This is a genomic window from Salinisphaera sp. SPP-AMP-43, assembly GCF_049568105.1.
In the GTDB taxonomy this organism is placed as follows: Bacteria; Pseudomonadota; Gammaproteobacteria; order Nevskiales; family Salinisphaeraceae; genus Salinisphaera.
This window is the reverse complement of sequence record NZ_CP145335.1, coordinates 4212817-4229725: the sequence shown is the minus strand read 5'-3', so window position 1 is coordinate 4229725 and position 16909 is coordinate 4212817. Positions and strand designations below refer to the sequence as shown.

12 protein-coding genes are annotated in these 16909 nt (G+C 64.6%); 1 reads left to right on the top strand and 11 read right to left on the bottom strand.

Annotated features, from left to right (window positions below; genetic code table 11):
• Positions 1–10 precede the first annotated feature (10 nt).
• The 7 genes from V5738_RS18255 to V5738_RS18225 all read right to left on the bottom strand — a co-directional run bounded on the left by V5738_RS18255 (position 11) and on the right by V5738_RS18225 (position 11825).
• The gene (locus V5738_RS18255; RefSeq protein ID WP_423822253.1) at positions 11–1642 is read right to left on the bottom strand and encodes a toxin-antitoxin system YwqK family antitoxin; all 1632 of its coding nucleotides are present in this window, start codon (positions 1640–1642) and stop codon (positions 11–13) included.
• A complete protein-coding gene (locus V5738_RS18250) occupies positions 1639–2442 on the bottom strand; it encodes a hypothetical protein (RefSeq protein WP_423822252.1) in 804 nt (267 codons plus the stop codon). The genes V5738_RS18255 and V5738_RS18250 overlap by 4 nt, the downstream gene beginning before the upstream one ends.
• Before the next feature lie 48 nt (positions 2443–2490).
• Positions 2491–4110: a toxin-antitoxin system YwqK family antitoxin gene (locus V5738_RS18245; protein WP_423822251.1), complete on the bottom strand. Its 1620-nt coding sequence runs from the start codon at positions 4108–4110 to the stop codon at positions 2491–2493.
• Entirely contained in the window at positions 4107–6479 is a 2373-nt protein-coding gene (locus V5738_RS18240; RefSeq protein ID WP_423822250.1) for a hypothetical protein, read from the bottom strand. The genes V5738_RS18245 and V5738_RS18240 overlap by 4 nt, the downstream gene beginning before the upstream one ends.
• Positions 6480–7116: 637 nt before the next feature.
• A complete protein-coding gene (locus V5738_RS18235; RefSeq protein ID WP_423822249.1) occupies positions 7117–8001 on the bottom strand; it encodes a DMT family transporter in 885 nt (294 codons plus the stop codon).
• 106 nt (positions 8002–8107) lie between these two features.
• Positions 8108–10282, bottom strand: a complete 2175-nt coding sequence (locus V5738_RS18230) for a prolyl oligopeptidase family serine peptidase (RefSeq protein WP_423822248.1) — start codon at positions 10280–10282, stop codon at positions 8108–8110.
• A 592-nt stretch (positions 10283–10874) separates the two neighbouring features.
• Positions 10875–11825, bottom strand: a complete 951-nt coding sequence (locus V5738_RS18225) for a cytochrome C oxidase assembly protein (protein ID WP_423822247.1) — start codon at positions 11823–11825, stop codon at positions 10875–10877.
• Between the two features lie 214 nt (positions 11826–12039).
• Here V5738_RS18225 and V5738_RS18220 point away from each other — a divergent pair, with 214 nt between their 5' ends.
• Positions 12040–12735, top strand: a complete 696-nt coding sequence (locus tag V5738_RS18220; protein WP_423822246.1) for an NADPH-dependent F420 reductase — start codon at positions 12040–12042, stop codon at positions 12733–12735.
• Positions 12736–12844: 109 nt separating this feature from the next.
• Here the strand turns inward: V5738_RS18220 and V5738_RS18215 are convergent, their stop codons facing one another.
• From V5738_RS18215 to V5738_RS18200, 4 genes are all read right to left on the bottom strand, one after another.
• Positions 12845–14077, bottom strand: coding sequence for an MFS transporter (locus V5738_RS18215; RefSeq protein ID WP_423822245.1), 1233 nt, complete (start codon positions 14075–14077; stop codon positions 12845–12847).
• A gap of 674 nt (positions 14078–14751) precedes the next feature.
• On the bottom strand, positions 14752–15657 hold the full coding sequence (gene hslO, locus V5738_RS18210) for an Hsp33 family molecular chaperone HslO (protein WP_423822244.1): 906 nt from the start codon (positions 15655–15657) through the stop codon (positions 14752–14754).
• A gap of 177 nt (positions 15658–15834) precedes the next feature.
• Positions 15835–15981 carry a hypothetical protein gene (locus V5738_RS18205; RefSeq protein ID WP_423822243.1) on the bottom strand — a complete coding sequence of 49 codons (147 nt, stop codon included), beginning with the start codon at positions 15979–15981 and terminating at the stop codon, positions 15835–15837.
• Complete coding sequence (locus V5738_RS18200; RefSeq protein WP_423822242.1) at positions 15978–16805, bottom strand: SDR family NAD(P)-dependent oxidoreductase; 828 nt, start codon at positions 16803–16805, stop codon at positions 15978–15980. The genes V5738_RS18205 and V5738_RS18200 overlap by 4 nt, the downstream gene beginning before the upstream one ends.
• Between the last annotated feature and the right edge of the window lie 104 nt (positions 16806–16909).

Below are 16909 nucleotides of genomic sequence, written 5' to 3'. Positions count from 1 at the left end.
CCGACGGAATTCAGGCCTGAGAGCGGGCCCAGTCCGGTAGCCGATCGCGACAGTATTCGGCGGCGCTGGGGGTATCCTCGGCGTCGAAATCAGGGGTGTCGCTGCGCTGGCCATGATCGTAGCGTGGGCAGTCGCGGACGTTCCCGTCGTCGTCGTAGATCACCCAGACGCCATGTTCGGCGCCCTGGTCGTCATAGTCGCCGGCGCCGAGCAGGCGGCCGTCTTGATCGACTACGCGCCAGTGGCCGACCCGCCGGCCGGCCGCGTAGCGGCCTTCCCAGATCTGGTCGTAGTGATTGGCGCCGTGGATCTGCCAGGCGCCGCTGCGCTTGCCCTGTTTGTAGACGCCGCGTTCGATCACCCGGCCCTGTGCGTCGTAGCGGACGTAGTCGCCGTTGCGCTCGTCGTCGACGTAATGGCTTTTCGCCATCACTTCGCCGTCCCGGGTTTCGATGACCTCGCCCTGGCGACGGCCTTGGTCGTCGTAGCGGCCGCGTTGGATCATGCCGCCGCCGACCTCCGCCACGAAACGGCCGACCTTGTCCCCGCGGACGCGTTCGCGCCGCGCGATCAACCGTCCGTCGCCCGCGAATTGATAGAGCAGATGATGGCCCGTATGCCGATAATCGATCTGGCGCATGGTGAGATAGCCGTCGCGATCGTAGGTTTCCGTCACGGTCCGGGCTTGGTCGCCTTCGCCGAGCTTGCGCTCGCGGCGCAGCGGTTGGCCGGTTTGCGGGTTGATATCCGCTTCCTCGATCAGGCGCTCGCTGCCGTCGTCGGCATAGATCCGGCGTTCGTGGCGATAGAAATCCTCGGTCACGCCGACCCGCTTGCCGGCTTTATAGTGGGCGATCGCGGTCACGCCGCGCTCGCCGTCGTCGTCGTAGCTGAAGGCTCGCTCGACGCCGTCTTTCTTGCCGTCAACGTAATGCGTTTCGGATTCCAGCTGACTTTGGCGGTTCCAGGCTCGGGTCCAGCCGTTCTTGCGCCCGTTCTGGTAGTGGATACGCAGCCGTAGCCGTCGTTTTCGTCCATCGGTGCGCTGTTTATCGGCGAGGTAATAGTATTCCGCAGCGCCTTCCAGCTGGTCGTTTTGATAAGGCTCGATGCTGTGGAGCACGCCGTCGCGAAACCTCTTTCGGGGGCCGTCTTTCTCGCCATCGACATATTCGGTGGTGCGATAGACCTCGCCGTCTTCGCTGTATTCGCGCATCTCGCCGTTGCGCTTGCCGTGGGCGTATTCGACCTTGCGCTCGATACGGCCCTGGCGATCGTAGACCGTGATCGTGCCAGCAAGTTGGCCCTGGGCATTGCGCTGACCGGTTTCGATCAAGGCACGATCGCCGCCATCGCGATATTGCCGATACGGGCCAACGACCTTGTAGTCGCTGGCAAGCTTGGGATCGTCGACATAAGCTTTCATGTATCGCCCGCCGTCGACACGCCGGATGGTGATCGGCCAGCCGGGTTGTTCGCGCGTTTCGCCGACCTCGGCCTGGTAACGCGCCTGGCTGCGGGGCACCTGGTCGAGTTGCTTGTCGAGCCAGTAGGTCGCGGCCTGGGCGCTGCTGGCGGCCAGCAGTCCGAACAGCAGCCCGACGATCGGGCCCATGCGTACGATCCGGGGCCGCATGTTCATTCGTAATTCTCCAGGCGGTCGTGCCAGCGGCGATCGATCGGCGGCCCGGACAGCTCGACCCAGCGAATGCGTTGTACGCGGCCCCAGAAACGGATGCGGCCGTCGGGGGTCATGTAGTGGGCAAGTCGGGATTCGCGCATCTCGCGAACCGCGTCGGCCTCTTGGGCGTTGATGCGCCGGTCGTGCCGCATGGGCCATAGCGGCAGACCGTGCGGGTTGAGAAAACGCATCCGTTCGAAGAACCGGTCGGCCGGCATATCGGGATCGGGGCGGTGGCCCAACAGGCGGCCGATATCGACCACCCAGGGGGTATCGCTGTCATGTTCGGCGCTGTGCCAACGCGGCGTGCCATCGCAGTGCAGATGGGTTGTGACGTCGATGCCATAGAAATACTGGCGTCGGCCGTCGTCGGTGCTCAGTTCCCAATCCTGGGTCCCGGCCGGGGTCTCGACCCGCTGGCCGGCAATCCAGTGCTCGCCGAGCCGGGGTTTCCAGACCAGGGCGTGGCCGTTCCGATCGGGCGCCTTGGCGGTCAGCTCGCAGGCGCCGCCGGCGCCGGCCGGCAGCCGTAGCCGCAGGCGATGGCGTGCGCTGCCGGTGGGCACGACATCGGCCAGCGCCAGCGCTCCTGAGGCCGGCGTAGGCCAGCCGCGCATCGGCGACAGCGCCGGCGGGGCTTTTTCCTCGGCGCTGGCATGGTTTCGACTATCACCGGGGTGTGCAGCCTGCCATTTGGCGACGCCGGCCACGACCCCGATCGCAGTGATGGCGAGGCCGCCGATCCAGTATTTAAGTGCCATTGCGGTTGCCTATGACGCCACGAAACCGGGCCCGCACGATCGCTTTGGTCATACCTGTGGCTCGGCCCAGTTCGGCAGTCGATCGCGACAGTATTCGGTGGCGCTGGGCGTGTCTTCAGCATCGAAATCGGGCGTGTCGCCGCGCTCGCCGTGGGTAAAGCGCGGGCAGTTCTCGAGCTGGCCATCGGCGTCGTAGATCACCCAAATGCCCTGCTTTTCGCCCTGGTCGTCGTAGTCGCCGGCGGCCCTAAGCGGGCCGTCGTCGCGCAGGACTTGCCAGTGGCCGTAGCGCTTGTCGTCGCGATATTCGCCCTGCCAGGTGAGCGCATGGCTATGGTCGATGATCTGCCAGTGTCCGACGCGCTTGCCCTTGGCATAGTCGCCGCGCTCGTCGATGCGGCCGGCGTCGTCGTAGCCGATGAACTCACCGTCGGGCTGGTCGTGCTTGAAATGCAGGCTGGCAATGCGATCGCCGTCGCGGTCGGTGCGCATCGCAGCGCCGGTGCGCTCGCCGTCGGCGTTGAAACGGCCGTGTTCCAGGCCATCGGGGCCGGGCCGGACATAGGCGCCTACGCCGTGACCGTCGCGTTTGTCGTAGCGATAGGTCAGGCGCCCGTCGCGGTCGAATTCGACGTCCACGCTACGGTTGGCTTCGAGATAGCGGGTTAGGCGGCGACGCAGGTAGCCGTTGCGCTCGTAGGTCTCGACCACCCGTCGCCGGTCGTCGCCACTGCCGACGATACGCTCATGCCGGATGCGCTGGCCGGTCTTGGAGTCGAAGCGCGAACGCTCGACGACCTCCTGGCTGCCGTCGTCGGCATAGACGGTTTCACGATACGGCTTGCCGGTACGGCTGTATTGTCGCCAGGTGCCGACTCGCTTGCCATCGGCATAGTGCCCTTCCTTGCGCAGCTGGTCCGAGCCCGAATAGAAATAGCGTGCCGTACCGTCCTTGTGGCCGGCGCGATAGTGGACTTCCTGCGTCAGCTGGCCGGCGCTATAGGCGCGGAACCAGCCGTCCGGCCGATCGTTGTGAAAATGGCTGCGGGCCACCAGGACTTGCTTGTCGCCGAGGGTGGTGTATTTCTCGACCACGCCTTCCATTTTGTCGTCGTGATAATGCGACAGCTGGAACAGGGTGCCGCGTACGAACGTTTTGCGTACCCCTTCGCGCTTGCCGTCGACGTACTCGGTCAGGCAGCTGAGGCGGCCTTTGGCGTCGAAGCAGCGGCTGGTGCCGTCGCGCTGGCCGTGGCTGAACTCGATCGTCGATTTCACCGAGCCGTCACGTCGGTAATTGGTGATCTTGCCGTCCAGCTCGCCGTCGTCATCGCGCTGGCCGGCCTGCGATTTGGAATGATCGTCGGGCCGATAGCGGGTGTAGGGGCCGACCAGATCGGTATCGTCGGCCATATAGTTCCGGGCGTTGATAAAGCCGCGGAAGTGCCGGCCACCGTCGTCGACCGTATCGATCGACAGCGGCCAGCCGGCGGCCTGTTGCTCGTCGCCGACCGTAACCTTATAGGCGGCTTTGTCTTTGGGCGTGGCTTCGTAGTCCAGATCGAGCCAGTAGATATTGGCGGCTTGGGCGTCGGCTACGAGCAGCAGCGCACCGAGGGCGAACCAGCGCAGGCCGCGCAGCGTCGGGTGGTGCATCAGGCGCTTCATTGGTAGTCCCCGAGTTCGTTGTGCCAATGTTTATCGATTGGCTGGCCGCTAAAGCCGATCTGCTGGATCGTGGCCACCCGGCCCCAGAAGCGCACCGTGCCGTCGTCGGCCAGATAGTCGCCCAGCGTCGACTGCTTGGCTTCGTCGTGCCAGGTATCGAGCCGATCGTTGGGTTTGGCATCGAGGCGCATCGGCCGCAGCGGCTTGCCGTTGTTGTCGAGAAAGCGCAGGCGTTCGAAAAACGCGGTGGCCGGGGTGTCGGCATCGACCGGGTGGCCGAGCACATCGGCAATATCGACCAGCCACGGGGTATCGCCCTGCTGATGGTCAGCGCGCTGCCACTGCGGCTGGCCCGGGCAGTGCAGGGTGGTATCCACGGCGATATCGTAGAAATACCGACGCACGCCGTCGTCGGTGGCCAGTTCCCAGTCGCGCAGGCCGGCATTGGCCGGTTCGTCGTCGTCGCGGGAAAGCGGCCGGCGCACATCCTTGCGAGGCTGCCAGACCAGGGCGTGGCCGTTTTCGGCCGGGGCCTTGGCCTTGAGTTCACAGGCCTGGCCGAGGCCGGCCGGCAGGCGCAGCCGCAGGCGGTTGAGATCGGCATCGCGCGGGGCGAGACCGTCTAGATCGAGCGCCTGCTCGGGGGCGGCGTCCAGGCCGAAGATATGATGGGTGTCCGGCGGCGGCGCGCTGCGGTCGCGATAGCGCAGCGCCTGGTCGGTGAACACCACCTGCATCGCCCTCGAATCATCGCCGAAGCGGGTGTAGGCCAATGGCAAACGCTGGGCCTGGCCTTCTACCCTGAACTGCGCGTGCTCGGCCATCGGATGGGCTACGCGGGCGATCAGCCCGGCTTCGACCGGCGCGAGTGGCGCGCCATAGCGGCGATTGGTGTTGAATACCTTGAGCCCGGCGTAGGACTGGGTGCGATCCACGAAGAAGTTGCCCTGATCGTTGGTGACTTCGATGCGCCATTGATTCGACTGGCCCTCGATCGGAATCGCGCGCGCTACGGCATCCTTCTTTCGAAGTTCGGTCGGATGATCGGCCAACTCGATGCCGGTGTGCTGCCGGGGGCCGGTGCTACGATAGGTGAATCTGGCCTGGACCCCGTGGATCGCCGACAGATCGGCGCTGCCCCAGCCGAGCGGGCGCAGGCTGATATGGGTGCCGATCCGGTCGTCGACCAGGGTGAAACGCATTTCGTCGACGACCATCGGCAGATCCAGCGCCTGGCCGTCGGCGCCGGTGAGCGTCAGGCCGGCCAGCGTGACATGGCCGGGCGATTGCTTGTCCTCGATGTTATAGGGCGCTTCGAGCACGAGCTCGTGTTGGTCGGAATCCACTTTGAAGGTCGCGCCCGACTCGGCGAACAGAGGGTCCGGAGCGGCGTTGCTGTGCTGCGGGTCGTGGGTGTCGTCGTCGCTCTGCGGCAGATGCAGCGGATAGTCGAAGCTGTCGTCGTCTTCGTCGCCGGCCAGCTGGGCCACGCGCTCGAAGCCGGCCAGACTGTTCTGGAGGTCGCCAGCGGCGGGATCCTCCGGCAGGGCCTGCATCGATAGATCCAGATGGATCGGCACGCTGCGGCTGCCCTGGGTACCGGTCTGATCGGCGACCAGTGCCAGCGATTCGATCCAGCCGGAGTCGCGGGCGATGCGCATTTTGCCGTGTAGATGGTCGAGGGTCATGGTGACGGGCGCGTCGTCGTCGCCAAGTGGTACCTGGACCGGCTGGGTATCTTCGGCGCGATCGATTGCCACCACGATAGCTTCGGGGCTGACCTTGGTGACGGTCAGCTTGAGCTTGGGCAACGTCTGGAAACCGCCGGCGGTGCGCGTGGCGCCGGCGCGGGCGGGCAGCTGGGTCAGCACGCCCGGCGCGTTGAGCTGTTGTTTGAACTGATCGAGGCGCTGGATCGCGCTGTGCTGCATGACCGCTTCCCAGGCATCGCGATTGGCCGGGGTGAGCTGGGTGTGGCCGTCGTGGCCGATGGTGAGATCGAAGCCAGCGCGCATCGCGGCAGCGATGGGTTCGCGAGCGCTATGGTCGGTGCGGGTGCTGTCGAACAACACCCGATGGCCCATCTTGCCCACCATATAGCGTGGCTCGACGCGCAGCGTGGTGGCGTCATGGTCGCGATCGGTGACGCGATAGCGCACCACGCTCTGCAGAATCACGGCTCGGTCGAACACGCTTTCGCCGGGGGCCACACCGACGCGTAGGCCGATCCGGTATTGGTGGCTGTCGCCGACCGCCGGGGCAAAGCGCACAGCGCTGGAGGGCCGGCTCCAGACAAACGCGGTAACGGCGACCGCGGCGATCAAAAGGCCGATCGCGCCCGAGGCGATGGCGATGCGTTTTCCGGACAAGAGACCCCCAGTGAACAGTGCGCATGCCGGCGTCGATCGGGATGCGATCAGGCAACAACAGACGCGATCATCGATTGGATTGCGGCGACATTGATGTCACTGCGGGAAAGAAAATTAACAGCAAAACCGATCGATTTCACCGCTATATAGCGCGCTATTATCTGGCTTAATAGGGGAAAACCCGGATAAGCGGCCCACGGGTTCGAGCCTGCCCCGGTGTCTTATGACTTGGTTTGTCGCCACGGTCGACGCCCGTGAACGATGGCCTAGTCGTGCCCTGCGGCCAGGACGGGCCCAGAACCGGCCAGACCAGACCAGAACAGAACAGAACAGAACAGAACAGAACAGAACAGACCCGGATTGATGCCAGGCCATAGGTCGATACCGCCGTATCAGCAGGCCCTAGGGCGTGTCGTCATAACAGACGCCACCGCATGACGCCCGTTCATCGGGTCGGGCCGCACGGTCAAGGCCTGCAACGCCACCTGGCGCGGTGGGCGGGCATCACCCGGAAGCTGTGCCCCCTGGGGCAGCACGCCGGCGTTATCGTTCGCTCACATGGCTGGGCCACGCTCACGATGCTTTGGTTTGCCACCTCTGGGCGCGGGTGCGGCGGTGTATCTCATGACGACACGCCCTAGTCAGCCGCGGTTTTGGCGCGCTGCACGCTCAACCAGGTCACCATCGCGATGATCAGCGCCATACCGACCAGCTGTAGGGCCCCAAGACTGTCGCCGAGCACGAGCAGGCCGAACAGCGCGGCCGTGACCGGTTCGGCCATCGCGACCACGGAGGCCAGCACGGGCGAGGTATCGCGCAGCCCGTACACGTATAGCGGAAACGAGAGACCGGCCCCGGCCAGGCCCAGGGCGACCAATAAACCGAGATCGGCAGACCCCAAGGCGTCGCCGGCACGGCTGATATCGATCAGCGGCAGCAGTACGAACACGAACACGGCGAAGGCGATCGTCAGCACCGTGGGCGGCCGGCCATAGCGGTTGGCCTGGCCGAAGCCGAAGATGAATACGGCATAGGATAGGCCACCGGCCAGGCCGGCAAGAATGCCGATCCAGGACAGCTGCCCCGGATCGACTGCGAAAACCCGGGTCAGCAACACTACACCGAGCATGATCAAAGCCAGCGCCAGCAGTCGGGACCAGCGCAGCGCCTCTGTGCCCATCAAAAGCGCAGCCAGATAGACATACAGAGGCGCCGTATACAGTAGGGTGGCGGCCACCGACACACTGGTATGGGCGATGGCAACACAGTAGAAACTCAGGTTGCCGGCGACCCCGAGCCCGGCAAGGGCCGAGGCGGTGATCAGCCGCCAGTCGGGCCGCGATCGAACCGCGCCCGTGGCCAGCCACCAGCACAACAGCAGCACGCCGCCGATCGCACCGCGGCAGAACGCGATCAACAACGGCGCCCAGCCGTGCGAAATGAGCAGACCAGATAGCCCGCCCGACAGACCCCAGAGAGCAGCAGCAGCGATAATCAGCGGCGGCCCGGCCAACCACGACATGGGCGAGTCCTGCCCGCGAAAACGATGGCCCTATGCTGACCGATCGAGCGTCGGGTTGCATCGCAGTTATTTGAACGCTGCGATCAACGATATTGAATCGGCCGGGTCAGTCGACCGGCGCCGGGCCCGGTGCGCTCGCCCCCAGATGCATGGCCATGAACGACAATACATCCGCCGCACGGTCGATGCGCTTGTCGGTCGGCATGTAGTTGTGGCTGGTCTGGGTATCGACACGCAGCAGGATCGGGTGCGTACAGTCTTTGGCTTGGCTCTGGGCATGCTGGAGCGTGGCCGCGAACTTGTAGGTATGGCTCGGCACCACGCGGTCGTCATGGTCGGCCGTGGTCAGGAGGGTCGGCGGATAGCAGCTGCCGTTTTTGACGTTGGCCAGCGGTGAGTATTTGACCAGCCAGGAAAACGCCTGCTTGTCGTCCGAGGTGCCGTATTCCGGCGCCCACAGCGCCCCGCCCGAGAATTTCTGGTAGCGCAGCATGTCCTGAACCCCGGCCCCGGCATAGGCGGCGCCGAACAACTCCGGATGCTGGGTGATCGAGGCCCCGACCAGCAGGCCGCCGTTGGAATAGCCCTCGATGCCGAGATGCGGCGTACGGGTGTATCGGTGGTCGATCAGATAGTGGGCCGCCGCGGCGAAGTCGTCGAACACATTCTGTTTATTGCCCTGCATGCCGGCGTGGTGCCAGGCCTGGCCATATTCGCCGCCGCCGCGGATATTGGCCACGGCATAGATGCCGCCCATATCCAGCCAGGTCGCGACCGATTTGGAAAAATGCGGCGTGATGCTGATATCGAAGCCGCCATAGGCATACAGCAGGGTCGGATGACTGACGTCTTTGTTCAGGCCCTTGGCATGCACGATGAACATCGGGATCTTCGTGCCGTCCTTTGAGCGATAGAACACCTGATCGGTGACGTACTTCGTGCTGTCGAAGGGCACCTTCGGCTGGAAGACGGTATCGCCTTTGCCGGTATCGACGTTATAGCGCAGCACCGAGCCCGGAGAGAGAAACGAGGTGAAGGCGTAGTAGATCGTATCGCGGCTGGTTTTCGCGTTGATCGAGCCGACGCTGCCAATGCCCGGTGTCGGCAGCATGGCCTGCTTGTGGCCGGCGCTGTCGTAGAGGGCGACCTGGCTTTTCACGTCCACCAGCCGGTTCACCAGAATCCGGCCACCGGCCAGGGTCGCGCCCTGAATCACGGAATCCCCCTCGGGGACGATCGACTGCCAGTTATCGGGCTGGTCGAGCTTGAAAGACACGATTTTGCCTTTCGGGGCATCGCGATTGGTCAGCAGATAGAGGGTCTCGCCATCGTGGCCGATCGGCTGGTACTCGGCGTCGTTCGCGGTAAACAGCGGCTTGGGCTTGGCCGCGACGTCCGGATGATCGGGATCGCCCAAGTCGGCGATATACAGCTCGTTATTCGACAGCGTGCCCTTGTTGAGACTGATATAGAGATAGCGGCCGTCGTCCGAGACCGTGCCGCCGACCACCCAGTCGGCCAGCTTCGGCCGTTGGAAGATCAACGTATCGGCCGACTGCGGCGTGCCGAGTTTGTGGTAGTACAGCGATTGCACCGACACCTTGTCGGCGATCGCATCGCCGCTGTCCGGCTTGGGATAACGGGAATAGAAAAAGCCTCGGCCGTCGTGGGTCCAGGACAGTCCGGAGAACTTCACCCAGCGGATCACGTCGTCGGTCGGCTTGCCGCTGGCCGTATCCAGCACATGCAGCGTCTGCCAGTCCGAGCCGCCCTGCGACAGGCCGTAGACGACGTGCTGGCCGTCGTCGGAGGGTTTATAAGACAGCAGCGCGATCTGGCCGTCTTCGGACAGGGTGTTCGGATCCAGCAGCGTGCGTGCCTCGGTCGCTTTGCCGTCGATCGGCCGGACCTTGAGGACGCTCTGATCCTGCAGCCCGGTATTGCTGCTATAGAACAGCTGGTCGCCGGCCACATATGGCACCGACTGCGAGGGCACGTCCTCGAGCGCGGTCAGGCGTTGATGCACCCAGCTGTGGCCGTCGAAGGCGCCGATCCGCTGGGCAGTCAGCGCGTTCTCGGCCGTGACCCAAGATTTCAGCTTGGGTGCATCGAGCTGTTCCATCCATTGATAGGGCGCGGACACTTGGGTGCCGAAATAGGTATCGACCGTATCGTCGCGATGGGGGGTCGGATAATCGGCCGTGGGGCCGGCCAGTGCCGAACCGGCCATGCCGAGGCCGAGCAGGGGCGCAACCCAACGGCGAGTCCGTGGATGAATCATGCGGGATCTCTTGAGTGCACTCGTGACAAGGCGATATCGCTAGCAATTTTTGCGCCGTCGGCCAAGTACGCAGGGCGTACCCGACGACGTACCGCCGCCGCTATTCATAGGCGCGAACCGCCGAAGCCGTTCGCCAAGAGTCCGTCAATATCAGACATAAACTGGCCGAAAAGGACGGCTTGTCGATTGCCTGAAGAGCGCGAACACCCCGTCTGGCTCAGAATCAGGCCAGAGTGTCATTGTGGACGTGTAACGGGCGCGATTTCCGTGTCAGCTCGGTCGGCTTGGCGATCTCGGGGCCGCTGGGGGCGTAGGCGCGCTGTGGGCGGTGGCTGCTGATACTCGGCAAGGCGCGTGCCTGGGTCGAGGCGGCCATGGCGAAGACGCGCCATGCCGCAGAGCGCCCTAAAGGCGTTGGCCGAGCGCGCCCTCGCCCGACGGCATCCGTGTCCTACGATGAACGATCCGACGGTCTTCCCGTGTTATCGCCCGCTGCAAGGGCAGTAGCGCGAGGTTCGCGATGTCTTGTTGCCGCCGGTCGTCATGATGCAGAACGCGCTTGGCGCGGACGCGCACGAAACCTCAACACGCTCTAGAACTGCCACTGGAACACGATCGCCGAGGTGATCAGCAGGGCCATGACCTGGTGGAAGGCCACGACCGCGCCCGGCGCCTTGGGTTTTAGGTTGACCGACTGGAACAACAGAAAACCTACCGCGATCTGTACCAACACCAAGGCAAAGGCGACCGGATAGGTCGGCATGTACCAGCCCAGCGTGCCCAGTACCAGCAGCCCGGCGCTGCCGTGCAGAACGAAGATCCACTGTGGTTTACGCTCGGGCATGGTGAACTGGCCGAGCGGCTGGCCGAAGCCGCGGCCGCCGGTGACGACGCCGCCCATGAAGATCGCGAACAACAGCGCATGGGTCGGGATGATGATCAACAGATAGTAGCCGAGCCCGATGTTGGCATGGGCCAGCGGCAGCAGATAGGCCATGAACACCAGGTAGGCGAGCAGGCCGTGGATACCGTGCACGATCGCCGGCGCCCGCCCGGCCAGCACATACAGCACGCCCATGCCGAACAGGGCGGTGGCTATGATCAGCCCAAGCCCGAGGAACATTTCATACACCGGATGCACGATCACCAGCGCCACACCGACCAGCCCGACCAGCGTGGCCACGACTCGGTGGGCGGCTTCCGGGTCGCCGCGCAGCATCAACACCACGATGTTCTTGGTATAAGGCCAGCGCGTGCCCAGTGCCAGGCCGAAACCAAAGCCTTCGACAATGCTACCGAGCATGATCAGTACCGCGGCAAACACGACCTGGGCGACCAGCAGCCCCTGGGTCAGCGCAGTCCAGGCCGAACCAGGCGTGTCGAGGTCGGTCCACAGGCCGAGCAAGACGCCACATGCCAGCAGGGCTCCGATGCCGAGGCCCACTGCACGAACCAGCCAGGTCAGCTCGCCTTCGACCACGTGATCGGGATGGGCGGCCGGATCCGAGGCCGTCGGGTCGGACTGCGCAGTATTCGAAGTCATGGTTTACCTATGCCAAAGAATTGAAACAACCGCCGGCGCAGGTTGCGCGAGCGCGAGACCAGGCGTCGCGGCAAGTCGCTCGGCCACGGCGGCAAGGGATTATAAATTGCATAATGCAATTAAAGGCCGCAGCAGGCCTCAGCGTCGGGCGCATTGCGCCGCGCCGGCGAGCACGTCATGGTGATTGTACCGCTGACATGCTGAGGAAACCGTTATGCAGGATCGACCTGAATGCCGCGGTCTACGGGCCCGAGCGCGCCAGGCGCGCCTAGGATTCGTTGTGCTTGTTCTGGCAGCCGTCGTGGGCCTGGCCTCGACGGCGCATGCCGAAACCGGTCAAGCACCGAAACCTGGGCAAGTTATCGCCATGATCGGGGCCGGGGACGTCGGCAGCACACTGGGCACGCTCTGGGCAGCCGCGGGCTACCACGTCATCTTCGCCACCCGGCATCCCGATCAGCTCGACGAGGTGGTCGCCGCAGCCGGCCATGGCGCCGAAGCCAGTGCAGTTGGCCCGGCGATCCAGCAAGCCGATATCGTTGCGCTCGCCGTGCCCTATAAGGCGGAGCCGGCCATCGCCCGGCAATATGGCTCGGCCCTGAAGGGCCGCATCCTGGTCGACGCCGACAATGCGTTTTCCGGGCGCGATGGCGAAGTAGCGACCCAGGCAGAGCAAATGGGCGAGGCCCTGTACTCGGCCAAGCTGTTTTCCGGCACCCGCTTCATTCGTGCCTTCAATATGATTTCGGCCAGTCGCTACCCGGCGCCGGGCAATCTGGACGCCACGAATTTCGACGTGGTCTATACCACCAACGACGACAGCGTGCGCTCGGTTGCCGAAGACCTGATCCGCGCCACCGGCGGCACGCCGGTCTACAAGGGCGATCTGGCCAACGCACCGGAATATTGACACGCCCTGGGCTCATGACCGGACCCGGCGGCGCGGTACAGTGGTTTGGGCAATCCAGCGTTGGTACACGCTGCTACAGCAACGACTGCAGTATGGGCTAAACCTGTTCTTATTCTGACCCGGTGCCTGGCGCGGGTCGGGCCAACGACTCGATACGCCCGAGCGTGAGAGCAGCGACAGCTGTGATCAGTGCAACCGCACTGCCTAGGATGAACGCGGCGGCCGGGCTGAAGCCCTGAATCATCAGGCCGCCCAGGGCGCTACCGCCGGCAAAGCCCAGATTGTGCAGCGCATTGATCCAGCTGCCGGCCTCGGTGGCATGCCTGTGGCTGGCACGGACATCGGCTTCGGCATAGGCGATGACGAACGACGGAGTGATCGCCAGCCCGGTCAGCAACAATGTGCTCGCGAGCCAGGCAAACCCGGTTGCCACCGCGGACAGGGCCAGGCCGCCGGCTATTAGCACCGCCAGGCCGCTGAGTTCAAACAGCGCCGTACCGCGACGGGCTCGCCGGTGCCAGAGCAGCCCCCCGAGCATGCTGCCGATCGCTAACGCAGCTTCCAGCGCGCCGGCCCAGCCGGGCCCGCCCAGGGCATCGGCGCGCCCGATCAGCGCCAGACTGGTCAAGCCAAAGGCGATCGCCAGGGTTGCAACGACCCCCAGCAAGGGCCACAGGGCCGGCTCGCGCAGAATGCCCATGATCGACCGTGTGGCCTGGCGACCGGTGCGTGTTTCGGCATGGCCACCGTCGTCGGCCTGCCAGGCCATGCCGAGCACGCCAAGGCCGGCGGTCAGCGCACACAGCAATAAAAGACCGCGGGGGGCAGCCACGGCGAGCCAGCCGCCAGCCAGCATCGGCCCGATCAGAAAGATCGTTTCTTCGCCGATCGTATCCAGGGTATAGGCTGAGCGTTTCAGGGCTTCGTTATTGGCGGCCCATTCCCGCCAGAAGTGACGACTCGCCGGGCCCAGGGCGGGCGCACAGGCGCCCGTCAGGCCGGCCAGGCCGAAGACATAGAACCCGAGCCCGTCGGACGCCAATGCCAATATCACGAGCAGCCCGACGAACAGGCTGCCGACCGGCAACAACACGCGCCGTGGCCCAAAGCGATCGATGAGCCGCGCTTGGTACGGCAGTATCAGGGTGGCCGCGCCAAGCGCAGCGCTGGCCGCCCCGGCTGCCGCGAAACTCTGGGTGTTTCTCTGAACGGTGAAAATGAGAGCCAACGGCAGCAAGCCGTAGGTCAGCCGGCCGACGAGCGCGAACGAAAAGACCGTACGGGCGCGCCGATCAGCCAGGATCGCGGCCATACCGGGGCCGCGGATCGATGACGATTTCATAGCCAATAGTCCACATGAGCCCGTGCCGGAGCACGAGCGGGCTTTCAGGGTGAAACCGCAGCGTCGTGGCTGCGTCCCGGGCCGGGGCTATGGCTGGTAAATCGTCATGGTCACCGGTTTTAAACCGGCGGCGCGGCCGGCGTCAACGATGCGTCGTGGCTATCGAGGTGATCTGCGGGCGGCCTTGGCTTACGCATCGCAGCCAGGCACGGCTCGATCGCGGCCGGTCACGATCGGGCGCTGCGCTGCCGCTGAATTCAGGAGGCGCAGTTCATGAATATCGTGCCGACCGGCCGCCGGACGCCATCGGTCGCCTGATGATCCGGGCGGTCGGCGGTTATCGCCAGACACCGCGATGCCTGCGGTGTAACAGCCTGGGGCACGGGCCCGGATCGAGTGGCCCGAGAGCATGTTGAGGTTTCGTGCGAGTGCGCGCCCAGAGCTGTTTGCAGGGCTGTTTGACTGCAAGCTGAGGCGCCGAGAGTGCAGCGTAGTTGTGCTACGTCAATAAGCGGCAACGCTGAATTGCGGCCAAACAGCCGTTGTTTCGAACGGTTGCGCCCCAAATCGCCGTTACGAGCCTCGATCTTGGCAGGCCCGAAACCTACGGTTCATGCCTCGCCAGTCACGGTTTGGGGCAGCAACGCGGCGCCCGGGCGAAACCGCAACACGCCCTAGTGCATGGTCGGCGAAGCCGCGTCGGGGTCCTCGATCAGGGCTTCGACGTCGGCCGGGCTGAAGACATAGGTCTGGTTGCAGAAATGGCACTGGGTTTCGATCTCGCCCTGTTCGGCGATCACGCTGCGCAGCTCCTCGGCGCCGAGCTGGTGCAGGGCCACACCGAAGCGTTGTCGCGAGCAGGTACAGGCGAACATTACCGGGGCCGGATCGAACAGGCGCGGCTGTTCTTCGTGGAACAGCCGATAGAGTACGTCGCGGCTGTCGAGTCCGGTCAGCTCTGCGTCGGTGATAGTGGCCGCCAGATGATTGAGCCGTTCCCAGGCATCGGCGTCCGGGTCGGCGGCCAGCGAGGTGGATTCGGCCGGCAGTTGCTGTAGCAGCAGGCCGGCAGCACCTTGTTCGTCGGCGGCTAGCCAGAGCCGGGTCGGCAGCTGTTCGGACTGGGCGAAATAAGTTTCTACGCAGCCGGCGATGGTCGGCTGGTCGAGGGCGACGATGCCTTGATAGCGACGGCCTTCCTTGGGATCGAGGGTGATCACGACCTTACCCTCGCCCAGCAGGCCGTGTAGGGAGAGATCTTCGAGTTCGGCGACCGCCTCGGAGTCGAAGCGGGCGATGCCACGCAGTCGCTGGGCGCGTTCATGATTGCCCGGGTTGGATTCGGCCATCAGCAGATTGACTGCACCGCTGCCGCGGATTTCCAGCCCCAGCGTGCCGTCGAGTTTGACGGTCGCGGTTAGAAGCGCACAGGCCGCCAGCAGTTCGCCGAGCAACCGCTGAATCGGCTCGGGATAGTCGTGGTTGGCCAGCGCTTCCTGATATGTGGCGTCGAGCTGGGCAATTTCGCCGCGTACGGCGGTCCCGTCGAACAGAAAGCGTTGCAGTTGATCGGCAGCCATGAGCACCTACCCGTGAGACAGATGTGTAGGGAGATAGTCATGATCGCCGGTTTATTCAACGCCCGCCAATTGGGGCCGGCGCGACTCAGCCAGGTTCGGGCCTGTCCGAATCGCGCCCTGCGCTTTGCCCGCTAGGTGGCAAATCCGAGGCGCCACCTACGACGCATACAGTTGAGTCTAGGTCGTTGCGCTTCGAGCAGCGCGTAGTGCATCCACTAGGGCCGCCATATAGGCGCCATTAAGATAGTGCAGGTTGTCCGGCAGCTCGAAGCGCTGGCGCTGGCAGGCCAGAGTCGGCGCGTTTGGGGGCGCGGCATCGCTCATGCCGGCATACGGGCTTCGGTTTCGTTCCAGAGCTTGGCTGCCAGATCCAGGTCGTTGGCGGTATCCGAGGTCGCTGCCGGCTGGCGTTTGACGAAATATTCGCCGCGATAGCCGGCTGCTTCATCCGAACGGGCCAGCCAGATGCCAGTATCCGCGCCTTCGGCGGCATCGATCAGCACCGAACCGAGCATTCGGCGTACCACCTCGGGCAGTTCGTGCCACAGCCCGGTGGCGACCGCGCCGGGGTGAAAACAATTCACCGCCACGCGGGTATCGGCCATGCGTCGCGCCAGTTCCCGGGTGAACAGAATATTGGCCAGTTTGGCCTGGGCATAGGCTTGGACCGCGAGCTTGTGTTTACGGGGCTGGTCGAAGGTCGGGAACCGGATACGGCCAAGCCGGTGGGCGAGCGAGGCCGTGACCACGATACGCCCGGACTCGGCGGCGGCGATCGCCGGGCGCAGATGCTGGACCAGCCGGAAATGCCCGAAGTGCATGATGCCGATCATGGCTTCCAGCCCGTTCGGCAGCGACCGGGTGCCGTGGGTATACAGGCCGGCGTTGAGAATCAGGGCATCGATGACCGGCATGCGCTGGATGATCTGTTCGGCGAACCGGTCGATGTCCGAGAAATCGCCGAGATCGAGCGCCATGGCCTCGATCTCGGCCTCGGGATGTTCGGCGCGTATTTTTTCGGCGGCCGCCTGCGATTTGGCCAGATCACGCGAAGCGATGATCACATGATCGCCACCTGCGGCCAGGGCCGCGGCCATTTCTCGGCCAATGCCACTGTTGCCACCGGTAATCAATACGTTGCGCGTCATTTCGCCAACTCCCCGTTACGCGGCTGTGTCGCTGGATATCAAAACATTCGTGTCCAAGACCGTGCAGGGCAGTATGCGCGCGATATCAGGCCGGGGGAATCCAG

What these genes read in the sequence shown, in the direction of transcription:
- V5738_RS18255 (WP_423822253.1), bottom strand. Translation starts at nt 1,642, where the DNA reads ATGAACATGCGGCCCCGGATCGTACGCATGGGCCCGATCGTCGGGCTG.
- V5738_RS18250 (WP_423822252.1), bottom strand. Translation starts at nt 2,442, where the DNA reads ATGGCACTTAAATACTGGATCGGCGGCCTCGCCATCACTGCGATCGGG.
- V5738_RS18245 (WP_423822251.1), bottom strand. Translation starts at nt 4,110, where the DNA reads ATGAAGCGCCTGATGCACCACCCGACGCTGCGCGGCCTGCGCTGGTTC.
- V5738_RS18235 (WP_423822249.1), bottom strand. Translation starts at nt 8,001, where the DNA reads ATGTCGTGGTTGGCCGGGCCGCCGCTGATTATCGCTGCTGCTGCTCTC.
- V5738_RS18230 (WP_423822248.1), bottom strand. Translation starts at nt 10,282, where the DNA reads ATGATTCATCCACGGACTCGCCGTTGGGTTGCGCCCCTGCTCGGCCTC.
- V5738_RS18225 (WP_423822247.1), bottom strand. Translation starts at nt 11,825, where the DNA reads ATGACTTCGAATACTGCGCAGTCCGACCCGACGGCCTCGGATCCGGCC.
- V5738_RS18220 (WP_423822246.1), top strand. Translation starts at nt 12,040, where the DNA reads ATGCAGGATCGACCTGAATGCCGCGGTCTACGGGCCCGAGCGCGCCAG.
- V5738_RS18215 (WP_423822245.1), bottom strand. Translation starts at nt 14,077, where the DNA reads ATGAAATCGTCATCGATCCGCGGCCCCGGTATGGCCGCGATCCTGGCT.
- hslO (WP_423822244.1), bottom strand. Translation starts at nt 15,657, where the DNA reads ATGGCTGCCGATCAACTGCAACGCTTTCTGTTCGACGGGACCGCCGTA.
- V5738_RS18205 (WP_423822243.1), bottom strand. Translation starts at nt 15,981, where the DNA reads ATGAGCGATGCCGCGCCCCCAAACGCGCCGACTCTGGCCTGCCAGCGC.
- V5738_RS18200 (WP_423822242.1), bottom strand. Translation starts at nt 16,805, where the DNA reads ATGACGCGCAACGTATTGATTACCGGTGGCAACAGTGGCATTGGCCGA.